The sequence below is a fragment of the Caldivirga sp. genome (assembly GCF_023256255.1).
GTDB lineage: Archaea > Thermoproteota > Thermoprotei > Thermoproteales > Thermocladiaceae > Caldivirga.
Genome location: NZ_JAGDXD010000020.1, coordinates 27,831 through 43,954, shown reverse-complemented (window position 1 = coordinate 43,954; position 16,124 = coordinate 27,831). Strand labels below are relative to the sequence as shown.

Below are 16,124 nucleotides of genomic sequence, written 5' to 3'. Positions count from 1 at the left end.
TCGTGGGTTTTTGGTGGGTGCTTCTTCGAAACCGGGACTGGCCTCATCAACCCCACATTACACCTTCGAAGAAAAAGAATTTAACCAACAATAATAAACAACACCAACAAAAGACAATAAACAATAAGACATGACTTTGAATTAATGATTAGCTAGGAATATATATAATTTAGCATTGATGTATTGCAATAATTAGGAATACTTAAATTAAGGAAAAATATCATAGAAACCTAAATGATTATATTACATAGATTAAAATGTAGTATCATTTGTTATATATCTATGGATAAGTATTGAATGGTGTTTTTATCATGTGTGATATTGTGTTTCAGTCTTAACGTAGATTTAAATAGAAGAACCCTTTCATAGTGTGTGGTGTTTAAGTATGATGGATGACTATGTTAACTCATTGTTAAGAATGATTGGTTTATCTAGGTATCAGCTTAAGGTTTATTTGACTCTGGTTGAGAGGGGTCCGTTAACTGCTAGTTCAATAGTTAAGTATGCCGGTGTACCATCATCTAAGGTTTACAGTGTGTTGAAGGGTATGGTTAAGTTAGGTATAATTGATGTTGATTCAAGTAAGAGGCCTGAGGTTTTTGCGGCTAAGCCGCCTAAGGAGGTTTTCAGTATTACTGTTTCTAGGGTTAATGATATTATTGAGAAGGCTAAGCCCGTAATCAATACTCTTCAAATGATTTATGAAGCTTCAAACCAGAGGACAATTAAGGCTAGAAGTGAAACCCTCTTCACAATTAAGGGGCTTCAAAACGCTAAGAACTTAGCTAGGGTAATCATGATGGGGAATGCGAAGGAGGTTAGTATTGCAATACCCTATGGCCAACTCCTTGACGATGAAATAACCTCAATGATCATTGAGGCGGCAGGGAAGTCTGAAGTTAAACTACTTGTCACAAAGGACCTAGTCAATAATGCCAAGACCCTGCCACCTAGGGTTAGCCTCAGGGTTAGGGATATGATGTTTGGTGCAGGTTTCATTGGGGATGGGGTATTATTAACAATTCAATACGGCGCAGACTATTTATCACTATACTCAACGCAGGAGTACATTATTGAGATAGCTAAGACCTACTTTGAAACATTATGGAGGGAATCAGAACCAGTTAATAGGTAGGGCATCATTGAGGCTATGGCGCTTATTTCTTAATCATGTTCTCCATTACCTCAACAAGCCTAGGTGCTGGGTTATTCATTGTGACTGATGCTAATTCCTGCCAGTCAGGGCTACCGTTGACTTCGAAAATCACGTACCCATTAGGCCCCTCACCAACGTCAACACCAGCGTAGGTTAATCCAAGAACCTCAGTGGATTTGATGGATAATTCCTTAAGCTCCTCGTCAACCCTATCACATGGCTTACCGTAGGCCCCCTGGGCAATGTTGGTTTTCCACTGGCCATCAGTTGCAACCCTAATCATGCATCCGAATACCTCACCATCAATAACCATGACCCTAATGTCCCTATTAGGCTTCTTCACGTACTCCTGAACATATATAGGCTTCCTAACAACAAGCAGTGACTTAGCCACCTGAAAGGCTACATCCGGGTCAGTAATCATGACTGAGCCAAACCCCCTGGAGCCTTGAACAGGCTTAATCACCACCTGGCCCATGCTCTTAGCCGCAGTGTAAGCCGTCAATAGGCTCTCCGTTGAGACCGTTGATGGTACCGGTATCTTATTCTTAGCCAATAGGGTCAGGGTCTCTATCTTATTCCTAGTCCTTAATAGGCCATCAACAGTATTCACTAATACGGTTCCTGAATCCTCAAGAGTCCTTAACACACTGACCCTGTGAAAGAACTGCTCAACATCTATTAGGAAGCCCATGCTCCTAAGGAAGGCCCCATCAATGGTAACCTTATTATCACCAACCACCACACTAACGTCACTACCATTAAGTTTAATTGATAATCGTGAGATTGAAATGTACCTAGCCACATGACCCTTAGCCCTAATACTGTAGTAAAGATCCCTATTACTCCTACTCGGTATAGGTGCATCCGCCACTACGGCTATGGTGAAAGGTATATTAAACCACCATGAGATCGCCTATGAAATGGCTTTTAAACTTTTAACCAATCGTTCAAGGTGAGGAAGCCCCTTCAGTAAATGATACTATTGTAAAACAGATAATTTACGCATGTTGAGACTAACTTACACCTAAGTCTACTGCTCAATCCTCCTAGCCATATTAGGCAGTAGGTTACGAACACTTGGTAAAACCTCGTACTCATTAACCCCCAGTTTACTTAACCTATCCCTCACAACCTCGTTAATTATGCTATAATTAAGCGCATGTATCATAAAGTAGCAGTTATGGTTCCACTTACCTGGAACAGTAATCCTCTTCACCACGTGGGTTGCCTCATCAATATTAGCTACCTCCTCACAGTCGCTTATACTGAAGGTTACCATTGCATTAGCCTTAAAGCCCGCTAAGTCAGGGTCAATCATTGCGTAGAAGTCCCTTATGACGCCCTTATCCCTCAACTCCCCTATTAAGTCAATAAACCTACTCATGGGCATTTTAAACCTAGCCGTAACCTCATTGAAGGGTTCCTTAATCACCTTAATTGACTTAATCATGTCGTAGAAATCCATAGGCAACCCCACATCCGTCAATTTAAGGCTGTTTTCAGGTAATCTACGTATCTTAGCCCTAGAAACCCCAATGTTTAGGTCAAACTTAACATCAATCTTATAGGTCTTTTCCGCGTAAAGTATAACGTAGTCCTCTGAGCTTAGGTTAAACTTATCCACTACCTCCTTTACCTTACGTTCCAGCTCCTCCTTATTAATGGCCTTAGTAACGTACCATACGTTGTACTTGTTGTGAAGCCTGAGGAAATTATGAGTCACATGCTCATCTTTATTAATCTCCATTGCAACCTCATCAATCGCAGTATCATTAACCCGCATAGCAACTAAAGCCGACACCATACCCCTAGCCCTATAGTTAACTAATGCCCCAATCCTCCTCACCAAGCCAATTTCCCTGAACCTCCTCAGGGTCTCAATAACCCAATCCTCTGTGGTTCCAATTCTTCCCGCTAATTCCAGGAATGGCCTGTCCACTATTGGGAAATCATATTGGGCCTCCATTAGTAATTCCCTCGACTTATCATTAAGCATTGGGGGTTTGGGTTACTTGGCTCATATAAATAAATTATGCGACTGCTACATGCGGTTGAATCAATACATCATAGTGAAGAGGGTTTCATCCTCATCATTGTTCATCAGCGCTAGGGCCCATGATCACTTAATCTCCTTAATGCCTAGCGGTCGTGGTTTTTAAGCTTAAGGGAGCTTCAGTCTCAGGCCTAATACTCATCATTCTCTTAATCATTAGTAATTGATATATCCTGCAGATTATGTAGTTTAATGAATCCTCGAATTCATCATCCTTAAAACTTTGGGCAAAAACAGGCGCGGCGCTGATTCCATGATCCCAAATCTCCACGCAAATGTTATTGCCCTCACTTATTACGTGAAGTTCAATGAACATGTTGCTTGGTTTTATAACATACCTAGCACCGCTCTTGAAGGTGTGCTTCTCCACGTAGCCATCTACACAGCCACCTACAATCCCATCAACAATGGCGCTAACGCCGCTTCCCACGCACTTAAGTGCAGTACATCTGTTTATAAACATAAGCCTCACGTTACTTGGTGTATTAAATTGCCTTGACTGAGTAGGGTTCAATAACTATATATTATAACATTATCTATGTAGGTTTAAAGTAAATCTATATAACTGTCCGGGTAAGTTTTATAAAAGGTGCTGGGTTTAGGCCTTTAGAAAATGAAAATGAGTAGATTAGGTTCCTTAAGTAGCTCAGAGGGGGGAGACTTAATGTGGACCGTGATTATCCTACTAGCATTCACATTCATGGCTAGGGCAAGCAACAATATGATACAGACCACTGTACCATTAATAGCCAGGGAGTACTTCAATGCCACGGAGGCTGAAATTGGTTTATTAAGCAGCGTCATCTCCGTTTCATCATTCATAGCCACAATGTGGGTTAACGCAAGATTGGACTCAGTTAAGAGGAGGATACTTTTTGAGGCGTCAACACTCCTCTACTTCCTCATATTCATAATATACCCCTTCGTCAACTACATTGGCCTCTGGTTAACCTCAGTTGCGGTTGGTTTCCTGCTTGGTATAATAATGCCTAATGTTGCAACATCATCAAGCATAATAGGGAAGGATCAGGGGACAAGGGAGAGGGTAATAGCCTTATACACGTTTGCCCTCAGCCTAAGTTTAACAATAGGTCCAATCATTGAGTCAATTATACTACGCTACTTCACGCTTAGGGATGCCTTCCTGTTCTTCTCAGTATTCTCAGCAGTAATGGTAGCGTTATCCCCCAAGCTACCCTTCCCAGCGGAGAAGCCTGGTGGGGTTAGGTTTAAGTTAAGTTCAATATGGGGTAAGGCTAGTTTCAGGATTGCAATATATAATAATGCCATGTATAGCCTACCCTTCGCAATGCTGACAGCCTTCGGTGGTATCTACGCCATAGAGTACTTCCACGCTGATAACTCGCTAGTGTATTTACTTTTCGCGGCGTTCTTTACAACATCCTTCGCTACAAGGCTTTACATTTCAATAAGGCCCATTAGGGATGTTAAGTACGCTTCTATTTCAATGTCAATACTAACCATAGTGGGTATGGTGGTTATGACACTTTCACCGAACATGTATGCGTACGCCGTTGCCTTAGCAATACTTGGCATACCTCATGGTTTAACGTACCCCCTCTCCCTAATAGTAATCTCAAGGGATTCAAGGGATGATGAGAGGAACATTATGAACTCCGCCTTCTCATCAATAATGACGATAATCGGCATACTATCCCCCATAGCCCTAGGCATATCAGCTGAGTTACTGGGCTTAAGGTACATGACCATTATTGTTGAGGCTTCAGTAGTGTTTTTCACGTGGCTTCTCTACAGGTCCTTAAGGGAATTGAACCCCAACGTACTATTGGCTAAGAACACCCCTAATCTCGCCCGCTAAACCACCGTAACCCACAGCCTTAAGGAACTCTAGTACTTCATCAATCCTAGGCCCAGCCCTTGCGCCTCTTCTAGTAACCTTTATTGATGCCGCTGCATTAGCGAAGATTAATCTACTAACCCTCTCCAAGCCTATTAACTTAGCGAAAACATATGAAGCAGCGAAGACATCGCCAGCCCCAGTGGTGTCTATGGGCGCTACCTTAAAGGCCTCAACTAGTTTAGCCCCATCTTCAGTAAATGACACTGCACCCCCTGGGCCAAGGGTGACTACTAGTTCCTCAACATTAATATTCTCGAATATCCTTAACCCAGCTGAAATGGGGTCATTAATGTTAGCTAGTCTCCTTGCCTCAAGACTATTCATGAACCAAGTGTTAACGCCATCCATTAATGGTTTAAGTATGTTTATGTCATATGAGGACAACCCAGCACCTCCATCAATTGAGACTGTTAGGCCTAGTTCCCTAGCCCTTCTAACCCCAGCCTCAATTATGTTTAACCTACTTAATGCTAAATGTAGGTGATTAATTTCACTGAGTGACTCAGTGCTTATGTCACTTGGCGTTAAGCCTAAGTTAGCGCCCCTGTATTCAATCATCCTTTTACCGTTCTCAGGGCCTATTAAAACTACAACAAGACCACTCCTCTCAACATTAATCCTCTTAACCCACCTAACATCAACCCCAGCCTCCTTAAGATCATCCAGAAGCGCATCACTAATCATGTCAGAGCCAACGGCACCAATGAATCTTACGTAGGCTCCAAGCCTTGAGACTTGTACTGCGAAGTTAGCTGCGGATCCGCCTCCCCCTATGTACGCCTCATAGGCTTCGACAGCTCCATCATTCTCGGGTAGTGACTGTACCCTGAAGTACACGTCTAGGTTAAGGTTACCTACTGATGCTATCAGCGGCTTCTTCACACTGAAGATTAAGTATTGAAGTAATTAAGCTTGACTCATATGGTTCCATTAGAGAATGGTTTATAAAGAGTCGCTAGCTAACCCTCTTAGGTGATTAGATGTATCTAAATACATTGAAAGAAGTTGATGTGGAAAATCTAGTTAAGAACATCGATTTGAAATATATACTTAGATGTATCTTGAAATTGTCAATAACAGATGTTACCGTATATCACACGTTACTAAGCAATGGCGGTAATGACCCATTAACAGTATCAGAAATATCAGCAGTAGTCAAGAAATCCAGAAGCACAGTGGAGAAGTCACTCATGAAGCTTATTCAACTTGGATTAGTGGCCAGGAGGGCAGTATTAACTAGGAGGGGAGGATACACCTACGTTTACTACGCATTACCAATTGATCACGTTAAGCAACGGTTACTTCAACTCGTTAACTCATACTATGAAATAGCCAAGGACTTAATAGAGTCAACAACGTCATCAGTAATGGTAAAGTCAATAGAGGAGTCAAGCCTAAGTGGGGAATGAATACAGGCCTACAATAGGCCTCTCAAATAACCCCCCTTATCCTTGGGTCCACTAGCCCATACGTTAAATCAGCTATGAAGTTACCTATTATTACTGATATTATTATGACCATGAAAGCCCCCACAGTAGTCATATAGTCTGAGGTGCCTGCGGTTACATTAATTAAGTAGCCTAATCCAGGTATTGAGAACATTGACTCAATGAATATGCTATTACCGAAGAGTAAGCCATAGGAGTAGGCTAGTAGCGTTAATTGAGGTAGTATTGAGTTCTTACCAATGTATGAATTCAACACTCTCCTTTCACGCAACCCCCTGGCCCTAGCTGTTAAGACATAATCCTCAGTAAGGGTCATGGTTGCTAGGCTCCTCGTTATGAAGACCCAGTTTGGGAATAGTATTATGTAGTATGAGAATATTGGTAGAATCAAGTGTTTAATCACGTCGATGAGGTAGAAAATGTTTAATCCAGGCTTAATACCCATGGAGTTGATGCCGGCTATGGGCAGTATCTTAAGTATTACCCCGAAGACAACTATTAGCGTTAACGCTATTACATAGGATGGGACCGATTGAGCGAAGGCAGCTAACCCATTTATAAATGAGTCAATAATCCCCGTCCTAGATGCACTAATGAGACCAAGCGTGTAGCCTGTTATGAAGGCGAGGGTTAAGGATATGGTTGCTATGGTTATCGTCCAGGGAGCAGCTAGGGCTATTATCTCAGCCACTGGGGCTCCATAAGTCCTTGACCAGCCTAGGTTACCGTGAAGAACCATTAGTAGGAACCTTAGGAAATTATTAACGGGATCAATCAATGGACCTGCACCAGGCACTGCATGTATTATGAAGAAGGCTATGGCTAATGCAAATACTAGTTCAGCGAAGAGCATTAGTACCGTTCTAATGGACCATAGGATTACACCAATGGTTTTCTCAGGTAGTTTCCTCTCGAGCTTCGCCATGGTCAATGCAATGTCAGGTAACTTATACTTAACGTAACCCAACCCACTGACCGCAACCTCATTACTCTTCACTTTCTCCTCCCCAAACGCTCTATTAACAGCCTCGAGAAGCATCTTCCTATAAGCCTCATCCCTCTTAGCCCTACTAATCACCATGATTAAATCATCCTCGGTAGCCATCCTAGGTACGTAACCTATAACGTGGTTTAACTCATCAAGGTCCATGAATCTTAATGCAGCGCAGAGAAGCATATTATTCACCTCAGCATTACCCTTCAGCACTGATTCAATGTATTTCTCCGAGAACCCTAGGTCCTGCGGATCAATACCCTTATCAACTATGTACTGTATAATCCTTCGCCTAGCATTAGAATCCACGAACGCCATGTCTATTAAGTCACATTCAACCATTACTCCTAAAGTAAGTCAGTACCTTGTATTTAAGTCTTAACTCATTCCAGTAACTTTAAAATTCCACAACTAATCATTGCTGAATCAAGTGGGTTTAATTTAAGTTCATTAATGGTTAACCTGAGCTGAAACCCTTATTAACTTTCCAGTAACCGTAGACTTGTGCCTAAGGATAAGGATGAATTAGATAAAGTTGAGGAGCAGGAGGAACAGGAGATTGAGGAGTCCAGTGAGGAGTATATTCAGGAAAGCACTATTACTGCGGAAACCCCTACGAACACTCCCCCCAGTATACTAATTGATGTGACTTACGATGGTAAGGTTGGTAAGGCATTGGTGAAGCTTTACGACTTCATGAATGATAGGATCTACTTCTGGTATGATAACACTGGTCATAAGCCGTATTTAATAACTGATATACCGCCTAGTGAGCTTGCAACCAACTATAAGTCAATATTTAGGGTTAAGGGTTTCGACCACATTGATACTGAAGTTAAGTTTAACCCCCTTGAAATGACTAGTAGAGTCTACACTGTGGTTTACGCTAAGGATCCATTAACAATAGGTGGTGGTAGGGAATCGATTAGGGACATTATTCCTAAGGCTTGGGAGGCTAGGATTAAGTATCATTTATCCTACATATATGATAATGGCCTAGTGCCAGGCATGTTCTATAAGGTTGAGAACGGTAAATTAACCCCAGTTAACGTTGATGTCCCAGGTGAAATTCAGAAGCTGGGGGAGGAACTGTACGCTAGTGATGAGGATTACCTGAGGGCCTTCAGGGAATGGCTACCCCTATTTCAAGCACCTGTACCACCCCTAAAGAGGGTGGCTTTAGATATTGAGGTCTACACCCCACAGGAGAATAAGATACCTAACCCTAAGGAGGCCATGTATGAGATAATTGCAGTTGGATTAGCAGGGAGTGATGGGCTTAAGAGGGTTCTACTCCTTAGGAGACCTGAAATACCAATGAATGTTGATGACCAAGGCATGCTCCTAAGCGATGATGTTGAGATCATGTTTTTCGATAATGAGAGGGACCTCTTAAGGGAATTCTTCAAGACCATTATGGCCTACCCAATACTAGTCACCTTCAACGGTGACTCATTTGACCTAACTTATATTTACAATAGAGCCCTTAAACTAGGCTTCAGAAAGGAGGAATTACCCATAATCCTAACGAGGGATGGTGAAGCAAGGTACGTACTCGGCGTTCACATTGACTTATATAAGTTCTTCAGTATTAGGGCTGTTGAAGTCTACGCCTTTGGCGGCAAGTACTCAGGTGGCGAAAAGACTCTGGATGCAATAGCGGGCGCATTACTCGGTATTTCTAAGGTTGAGAGGGAGAAGCCGATTAGTGAAATGAATTACGTTGAACTGGTTAACTACAACTTCAGGGACGCATTACTGACGCTTTACCTAACTACATTCAATAATGAATTAGTCATGAGGTTAATAGTATTGTTGGCTAGGATATCTAAGACCCCGCTTAATGATGTTTCAAGGTACCAGGTCTCAGCGTGGATAAGGAACATGGTTTACTTTGAACATAGGAAGAGGGGTTGGTTAATACCTAATAAGGAGGATGTAATAAACGCTAAGGGTTCAGTGGCCACTAAGGCTATAATAAAGAATAAGAAGTACGCAGGCGCCATTGTGATAGAGCCTATTGCAGGCATATACCCAAACGTGTACGTGCTTGACTTCGCAAGCCTATACCCATCAATAATAAAGAGGTGGAACCTATCCTATGAAACCGTTAGGTGCCCTGATGAGAAGCAGGCTAATGATCCAAAGAATAGGCCTGTCCCAAACCTACCCCACTGGGTTTGTACAAACACGAGGGGTTTAACATCCCTGTTGGTTGGATTATTGAGGGACATGAGGGTTTACGTGTATAAGAAGTTGGCTAAGGGTGATAAGGATCCAAGGCAGAGGGACTACTACAATGTTGTTCAAGCAGCGTTAAAGGTTTTCATAAACGCATCCTACGGAGTCTTCGGAGCTGAAATATTCCCACTGTATTGTCCCCCATTAGCTGAACTAGTAACCGCCCTAGGTAGGCTGGCAATAACTAGGACTATAATTAAGGCACTTGACCTAGGCTTAACACCAATATACGGTGACACAGATAGTCTATTCCTCTATAATCCTAGTAGGGATAAACTTGAGGAGATGATAAATTGGGTTAAGGATGAAATGGGTATTGATATTGAGTTGGATAAGGCTTACAGGATACTTGCCTTAAGCGGCAGGAAGAAGAATTACGCAGGCATACTACAGGATGGCTCAGTGGACATGAAGGGGCTTGTAGGTAAGAAGAGGAACACACCCGATATAGCTAAGGACGCTGTTAAGGATGTAATACACCTCTTCAGTACTATAAATGGCATTAATGATGTTGAGAAGGTTACTGAGGCAATTAAGGAGCGTGTGAAGGAGTACTACGTCATGATTAGGAACAAGGATGTACCGTTGGATAAGCTTGCCATTAAAATGGCCATAAATAAACCAATAAATGAATACACTAAGAACACGCCACAGCACGTTAAGGCGGCGGAGCTACTGGGTAAGTATGGTGTTAAGCCTGGCCCCGGTGACATAATATTCTTCGTTAAGACTAACACTAGGGAGGGTGTTAAGCCTGTTCAATTAGCTAGAATTGATGAGATTGACTCAGATAAGTACATTGAGTACTTAAGAACATCACTGGAGCAGATACTCGACGCCTTGGGCATACCCTTCGAGAACGTGGTTGGATCAAAACTAATGTAGCATGGACGTAACCTTTAATTAGGCCCCCAGGGAATGCTAGTAATGGAATACGTGTCCTTAGGTAAAACAGGCCTAAAAGTATCCATCATTGGTTTAGGCGCATGGCAATTCGGTGGGGATGCTTGGGGACCATACGAGTATCAGACTGCTAAGGCAGTAATAGGTAAAGCCATTGAGGTCGGCATCAACTTCATAGACACTGCCGCCGTTTACGGTAGAGGTAGAAGTGAGGAATTCGTCGGTAGGGCTATTAAGGAGCTTGGCATTAGGGATCAAGTCATTGTAGCCACTAAGGTGCCTGGTGACTGGCATAGGTACGATGACGTGATTAAGGCTGCTCATAGGAGTAGGGAACGCCTTGGTGTTGATGTAATAGACCTGCTTCAGCTTCATTGGCCAGCAGCATGGTTAAACACGCCTGTTTGCGAAACAATGAAGGCTATGGAGAAGTTGGTTAATGATGGGGTAATAAGATACATAGGTGTCAGTAATTACCTACCACCACTACTTGACCATGCTAGAAAATGCCTATCTAAGGCCGACATAGTGAGCACCCAGAATAGGTATAGTATAGTTGAAAGGGAAGTCGAGAAAGAGATTCTACCATATGTTCAGAAGGAGGGCTTAACCTTAATCGCATGGAGTCCATTAGCTAAAGGTGTCGTCACAGGTAAGTATAGTCCCGATAATAGGCCTAAGGGTGATTTGAGGGCTGGTGATCCATTATTCATGGATGATAATATTAGGGAAATAAGCAGTAAACTTGTACCCATTATTAAGGAGGTGGCTGCCAAGTACGGTAAAACCCCAGCGCAGGTGGCGTTAAACTGGCTAATAATGCACCCCAATGTTGTCCCAATACCTGGAGCTAGAAGCGCAGAGCAGGTTGAGGAGAATGCAGGAGCAGCAGGGTGGAGAATGAGTGAGGAGGACTTCAGTAGATTAACTAAAGCCAGTGACTCACTTAAAATAAGCTACGTAACATTCTAAGTTAAATCAGAGCAGGTCAGTTTCATCAACCTCAGTTATTTCACTTTCCTCACCAAGAACCAAGAAGCCTCTCTTCTAAGGAATGCGAAACTTTATAACGCTTTTGCCTCCTTATGTTTGGGAAGCCTATCTACTGAATGGACTTTTATTCCGGGTCGTTTTATCTTAATGTCGAGTAGGTTATTGGGCTATACCATACTGGTGTTAAAAAGATTCAATCCCTTAAGATTGACGGTTGTGTTGAGTATCGTGTTATCCCCACGAGGTCATAAATTTGTTCATTGTAAGTAATCACCCTCTAATTTACTCTATCTGGCTCTTGGGGTAGTGCCTTGAATTATGTTATTTTGTTCTTAGAATAAGGAAATGTAAATCTGTGTTTAAAGTGGAGTTAGTGAATTAGCCTATTGGGTATGCTTGTTCTAGTTGTTTTTGGTCTTCTTGGTTTATTCTCCATCCTAATGCTCCTAGGTTCTCCCTTAAATGCTCCTCTCTTGTTGCCTTTGGTATTGCTACTGTGTTTGGTTTGCTTATTAGCCAGTTTAATGCTACTTGGGCTGGTGTTTTACCGTACTTGGCTGCAATCCTCCTTAATACTTCATAACCTGGGTTACTTGGGTTTAGTAGTGAGCCAGTGCCAAGTGGACTGTAGGCTATTATGGCTATGTTCTCCTTAATTGCCATTGGCATTAAATCCCTCTCAATGAACCTATCAGCCAAATTATACTTAACCTCATTAGCAACAATCTCATACTTCCTAGCAGCACCCATAGCCTCCATTAAGGCCTTAGCATCAAAATTACTAACACCCATAAACCTAATCAAACCATCATCAATAAGCCTCTCAAAAGCCCTAATAGTCTCAGAAATAGGAACATCACGACTAGGCCAATGAAGAAGATAAAGATCAATAAAAGTACCAAGCCTCCTAACACTAGCCCTAGCACTCCTCAAAACATCATCAAAAGAAGCATGAGTAGGCCAAACCTTACTAACAATAAACAAATCACCACGAGAAAAACCAGAAATAGCATTACCGATAACTTCCTCTGAACAGTTATACGCCTCAGCGGTGTCAAACATTCTATATCCTACCTCAAGCGCCTTCTTGAATACGGCAATGTAATGATCCCTCCTCATGCATTCCGACACTGATAAGTATGAGCCTAGGCCAATGACTGGCATTTTTAACCCTCCCCTAAATTCCCTATACTCCATCAAGTATTAGGTTAGGTTACTTGGATTTAAATTTTTAATTAATTCCTTGGATAAAGCTTATATATTGGGTTGGTAAGGGTTGCTTGTGTCATTGCTTAATGTTGAGGAGCTTGAGAAGAAGATAGAAGAGTTAAGCGCTAAGCTGAATGATATCAACGGTGAGTTAGATAAGGCGTATAAAGAGTTGAATGAACTTAAGGGCAAGTTAAATGAGAAGAGGAGTCAGTTAACCTCAATAATAAACCAGTTAAACAGTAAGAGGAGTGAGTTAAGTGAATTAAAGAATAGGATAAATGAAATCATTAGTAAGAGAAACAGCCTTGTTGAATACCTTAAGAAGAATAAGGCTGAGAAGGATGAGGTAAGCAAGAGGATCACCCAATTGAGGGATAGGGTGAAGAACCTTAGGGAGCTTTTAAAGGAACTTGAGGCATCGGGTGGTAGGGTTCAGGATAAGGATAAGTTAAGGGTTTTAATTGAGAGACTGGAGTTCGAGCATGATACATCCCCTTCAGATTTAAAGAGGGAGATGGAGTTCTACAAGACGATTACTGAGCTTGGGAAGAACCTTGAGAAGGCTGAAACCCTGGATGAGCTTAGGAACCACATAGCCAACACGATTAAGGAGATTAATGAGTTAAGTAAGAGGCGTGAGGAATTAGTTAATAATCTGAAGTCAACCTACGAGGGTAGTTATAAGCCCCTTAAGGATGAGTTAATGGGGCTTAGGAATAAGGTGAATGAGGTTAGGAATAGCATAGGTGAACTTAAGAAGAGGAGGGATGAATTAAAGTCGGAGAGGGATGAAATTAAGAAACAGATGCTGAGCCTTTACGCAAGAATCAAGGAGCTTAAGGAAGTTAAGAGGCAGGTTATTGATGAGATTAATAAGAATAGGCTACTCCTAGTAGCCGCTAGGAAATCCGCAGCCACTGCTGAGAGAAGGAAGAGTGAGGAGTTGGTTAAGGATGAGTTGAGGAAGAAGGCGATGGAGGCCCTTCAGAAGCTTGAGAAGGGTGAAAGGGTTAGCCTTGATGAGTTAATAGGACTGGAGGACACTGATGACCAGCAGTAGCGTAGGTAAGCCTGAATACGTAGAGGTTGAGGTTAGGCTTAGGTTAAGCGTGGACAGTGAGGTAGTTTATAGGGTTTTTAAGGCTATGGAGCCTGAGTTCAAGTTTAAGAGGGGCATGGTGACCACGCGTTTAAGCAATGGTGATGTTGTAATAACTATTAATGCAAGTGACGTTAATAGTGCAAGGAGCCTAGTTAATGGTGTTCTTAAGCACATTTACCTAGTCCTCAGCCTTCAATCCAGTAACTAATCCCCCTCTCGTCAAGGATTGTAAGATCCTCTCTCCTGACGTTAACTAACGCTGAGTCATCATTAATAACCATTATTGAAGCCCTATGTTTAAGCAGGTGATTAACCTCATCAAGATCCTCCACCGCTAATCTTACAGTGGCATAATCCTTCAACTCTGAGGCTATCCTACCTTTCAATGACTCTAGGCCAATACCAGCCTTAGCTGATATGAATAGTGGATTACTTAGCTTAAACTCAAGAGCCATTTTCATTAATGGGCTAGTGTCCTTAACCTGGTCAATCTTGTTGAAGACCGGAATAACCTTACCCATTGGTACTGCTATATCGTTCAGTATGCTTATTGAACTATTAACCTTCCTACGCACCTCCTCTATTGGGTCACTTGAATCAATTATGAGGAGTATAAGGTCAGCGTACGTGATCTCCCTTATTGTTGAGTAGAAGGACTCCACAAGTATTGGCGGTAAATCATCAATGAACCCCACAGTGTCTGTGATAACAGCGTACTTACCATTGAAGTTAACTAACCTGGAGTACGTTGATAAGGTTGCGAACGCCTTACCATCAATGTACTTGCCCTCACCCGTTAATCTATTAAAGAGCGTTGTCTTACCAGCCATAGTGTAGCCTGTCAATGCAACCTCAGGTATACCCTTATCCTTCCTCTTAATTATGTGAGTATCCCTCATGGATTTTATTGTACTTAACCTCCTCTTCACTGAGGCTATCTGCCTTAATGCATGCTTATAGTAGGTCTCAGCACCATACTCACCTAAGCCGTGAAAGCCAATCTGCTCTCCCTTCTTACTTAACCTAATGTACTCCCTGATTAACGGTAATGAGTACTTCAACTCAGCTAATCTTATCTGTAGTTTAGCCTCAGCATCACCAGCCCTCTTATCGAATATTTCTAGGATTAACTTAACCCTATCCATCACGTTTATCCTTAACTCCCTGGATAAGTTGAAGGATTGGTTAGGCTTAAGCTGATGATAGGTTATTAGGTAGTTAACGCCATCTTCAATAAGTTTCTTAACATCCCCAAGCTTACCACTACCCATATAGTACCTGGAGTCCGGAACCCTCCTCTGCACTACGAGTCCTTTAACTTCGTAACCAGCTACTTCAGCAAGCATCCTAAACTCATTAATCTTACTATCCATGGGGTTTGGATCCACGTAAACCAGTAACGCTTCCTTACCCATGCTAACTACTATCACTATCATGCGTGCGTTTTTATTACTTTTCCACAATAGAGTTAAGTCACCTAATGCTTAAATCCAAGTATATTGAGTTAAGTATCTTAGCCAAGTTCTTAGACGTTACCCAGGTTAAAACCTCTATGTAGGCTTCGGCGGGAGTTTTACTTCTTAAGGTTACGTTAAATTCATGAGCCAACAACTTAACATGCTCCGTACACTGCCTAAGCATTGGGCACTTTAGGCAGTTTTGAATAGGCCTAACACCGTTAATTATTATGAAGCCCGTCTTCTCATCTATGAAGGCCCCCTTCCCATTAAGAAGCCTTATGCTTAATGAACCAGGCTTCCCGCTTTCAACCTCGTAGGCTAGGTATATGGGGGCCGAGAACACTAACCCGTAACTGCTTCTTTCAATCCAACCATACCTCATTAACACTGATAGGTGCCTATATAACGTAGACTTAGGCATCTTAAGCTTCACGCCAATTACAGAAGGCTTCGATACGCCGAACGCTATCAACTTAAGTATGCTTAACCTACTTGGATCAATAGCCTTCTCAAAGGCATCAATGCTCATTAACCTAACTTTCCCCTTCTTAAACGTATGAGGCCTTATGGGAAACCTTATCACCATGTCCTCATCAAACTCATTCAACCTGCTTACATCAATTAGGGACATTTCACCCACTTGAAATATTACAATTTATTACGGCTTTTAAACACTA

15 protein-coding genes are annotated in these 16,124 nt (G+C 42.1%); 7 read left to right on the top strand and 8 right to left on the bottom strand.

The window, feature by feature from the left end:
- Positions 1–385 precede the first annotated feature (385 nt).
- A complete protein-coding gene (locus tag Q0C29_RS03205) occupies positions 386–1,135 on the top strand; it encodes a TrmB family transcriptional regulator (protein WP_291999219.1) in 750 nt (249 codons plus the stop codon).
- 22 nt (positions 1,136–1,157) lie between these two features.
- Here Q0C29_RS03205 and Q0C29_RS03200 read toward each other — a convergent pair whose 3' ends face one another.
- The 3 genes from Q0C29_RS03200 to Q0C29_RS03190 all read right to left on the bottom strand — a co-directional run bounded on the left by Q0C29_RS03200 (position 1,158) and on the right by Q0C29_RS03190 (position 3,642).
- Positions 1,158–2,030 carry a RimK family alpha-L-glutamate ligase gene (locus Q0C29_RS03200; protein ID WP_291999218.1) on the bottom strand — a complete coding sequence of 291 codons (873 nt, stop codon included), beginning with the start codon at positions 2,028–2,030 and terminating at the stop codon, positions 1,158–1,160.
- Between the two features lie 159 nt (positions 2,031–2,189).
- Entirely contained in the window at positions 2,190–3,155 is a 966-nt protein-coding gene (locus tag Q0C29_RS03195; protein WP_291999217.1) for an Lrp/AsnC family transcriptional regulator, read from the bottom strand.
- A gap of 136 nt (positions 3,156–3,291) precedes the next feature.
- Complete coding sequence (locus Q0C29_RS03190; RefSeq protein WP_291999216.1) at positions 3,292–3,642, bottom strand: hypothetical protein; 351 nt, start codon at positions 3,640–3,642, stop codon at positions 3,292–3,294.
- Between the two features lie 234 nt (positions 3,643–3,876).
- Between Q0C29_RS03190 and Q0C29_RS03185 the strand changes: the two genes are divergently transcribed.
- Entirely contained in the window at positions 3,877–5,052 is a 1,176-nt protein-coding gene (locus tag Q0C29_RS03185; RefSeq protein WP_291999215.1) for an MFS transporter, read from the top strand.
- Here Q0C29_RS03185 and Q0C29_RS03180 read toward each other — a convergent pair.
- The gene (locus Q0C29_RS03180; RefSeq protein ID WP_291999214.1) at positions 5,017–5,976 is read right to left on the bottom strand and encodes a carbohydrate kinase family protein; all 960 of its coding nucleotides are present in this window, start codon (positions 5,974–5,976) and stop codon (positions 5,017–5,019) included. The two genes, Q0C29_RS03185 and Q0C29_RS03180, sit on opposite strands and share 36 nt — an antisense overlap.
- Before the next feature lie 185 nt (positions 5,977–6,161).
- Between Q0C29_RS03180 and Q0C29_RS03175 the strand changes: the two genes are divergently transcribed.
- On the top strand, positions 6,162–6,503 hold the full coding sequence (locus tag Q0C29_RS03175; RefSeq protein WP_367173606.1) for a helix-turn-helix domain-containing protein: 342 nt from the start codon (positions 6,162–6,164) through the stop codon (positions 6,501–6,503).
- 22 nt (positions 6,504–6,525) lie between these two features.
- Here Q0C29_RS03175 and Q0C29_RS03170 read toward each other — a convergent pair whose 3' ends face one another.
- Positions 6,526–7,878, bottom strand: a complete 1,353-nt coding sequence (locus tag Q0C29_RS03170) for an ABC transporter permease (RefSeq protein ID WP_291999212.1) — start codon at positions 7,876–7,878, stop codon at positions 6,526–6,528.
- A gap of 162 nt (positions 7,879–8,040) precedes the next feature.
- On the opposite strand from Q0C29_RS03170, the gene Q0C29_RS03165 reads away from it, so the two are divergent.
- Both Q0C29_RS03165 and Q0C29_RS03160 read left to right on the top strand, forming a co-directional pair.
- Positions 8,041–10,662 (top strand): DNA-directed DNA polymerase I, encoded by a 2,622-nt coding sequence (locus Q0C29_RS03165; RefSeq protein ID WP_291999211.1) that lies wholly within the window; start codon positions 8,041–8,043, stop codon positions 10,660–10,662.
- A 42-nt stretch (positions 10,663–10,704) separates the two neighbouring features.
- The gene (locus Q0C29_RS03160) at positions 10,705–11,652 is read left to right on the top strand and encodes an aldo/keto reductase (protein ID WP_291999210.1); all 948 of its coding nucleotides are present in this window, start codon (positions 10,705–10,707) and stop codon (positions 11,650–11,652) included.
- A gap of 399 nt (positions 11,653–12,051) precedes the next feature.
- Here the strand turns inward: Q0C29_RS03160 and Q0C29_RS03155 are convergent, their stop codons facing one another.
- A complete protein-coding gene (locus Q0C29_RS03155; RefSeq protein ID WP_291999209.1) occupies positions 12,052–12,870 on the bottom strand; it encodes an aldo/keto reductase in 819 nt (272 codons plus the stop codon).
- A gap of 85 nt (positions 12,871–12,955) precedes the next feature.
- Between Q0C29_RS03155 and Q0C29_RS03150 the strand changes: the two genes are divergently transcribed.
- Together Q0C29_RS03150 and Q0C29_RS03145 are read left to right on the top strand one after the other, a co-directional pair.
- Positions 12,956–13,945 carry a hypothetical protein gene (locus Q0C29_RS03150; RefSeq protein WP_291999208.1) on the top strand — a complete coding sequence of 330 codons (990 nt, stop codon included), beginning with the start codon at positions 12,956–12,958 and terminating at the stop codon, positions 13,943–13,945.
- On the top strand, positions 13,932–14,195 hold the full coding sequence (locus Q0C29_RS03145) for a KEOPS complex subunit Pcc1 (protein ID WP_291999207.1): 264 nt from the start codon (positions 13,932–13,934) through the stop codon (positions 14,193–14,195). Before Q0C29_RS03150 ends, Q0C29_RS03145 begins: the two co-directional genes overlap by 14 nt.
- Here the strand turns inward: Q0C29_RS03145 and hflX are convergent.
- Both hflX and Q0C29_RS03135 read right to left on the bottom strand, forming a co-directional pair.
- Positions 14,173–15,423, bottom strand: a complete 1,251-nt coding sequence (hflX, locus tag Q0C29_RS03140) for a GTPase HflX (RefSeq protein WP_291999206.1) — start codon at positions 15,421–15,423, stop codon at positions 14,173–14,175. The two genes, Q0C29_RS03145 and hflX, sit on opposite strands and share 23 nt — an antisense overlap.
- 37 nt (positions 15,424–15,460) lie before the next feature.
- On the bottom strand, positions 15,461–16,087 hold the full coding sequence (locus Q0C29_RS03135; RefSeq protein WP_291999205.1) for a winged helix-turn-helix domain-containing protein: 627 nt from the start codon (positions 16,085–16,087) through the stop codon (positions 15,461–15,463).
- Positions 16,088–16,124 lie beyond the last annotated feature (37 nt).

Bases quoted from the DNA above. Each gene is read 5' to 3' on its own strand.
- Q0C29_RS03205 (WP_291999219.1), top strand. From the start codon at position 386: ATGATGGATGACTATGTTAACTCATTGTTAAGAATGATTGGTTTATCT.
- Q0C29_RS03195 (WP_291999217.1), bottom strand. From the start codon at position 3,155: ATGCTTAATGATAAGTCGAGGGAATTACTAATGGAGGCCCAATATGAT.
- Q0C29_RS03185 (WP_291999215.1), top strand. From the start codon at position 3,877: ATGTGGACCGTGATTATCCTACTAGCATTCACATTCATGGCTAGGGCA.
- Q0C29_RS03170 (WP_291999212.1), bottom strand. From the start codon at position 7,878: ATGGTTGAATGTGACTTAATAGACATGGCGTTCGTGGATTCTAATGCT.
- Q0C29_RS03160 (WP_291999210.1), top strand. From the start codon at position 10,705: ATGGAATACGTGTCCTTAGGTAAAACAGGCCTAAAAGTATCCATCATT.
- Q0C29_RS03155 (WP_291999209.1), bottom strand. From the start codon at position 12,870: ATGGAGTATAGGGAATTTAGGGGAGGGTTAAAAATGCCAGTCATTGGC.
- Q0C29_RS03145 (WP_291999207.1), top strand. From the start codon at position 13,932: ATGACCAGCAGTAGCGTAGGTAAGCCTGAATACGTAGAGGTTGAGGTT.
- hflX (WP_291999206.1), bottom strand. From the start codon at position 15,423: ATGATAGTGATAGTAGTTAGCATGGGTAAGGAAGCGTTACTGGTTTAC.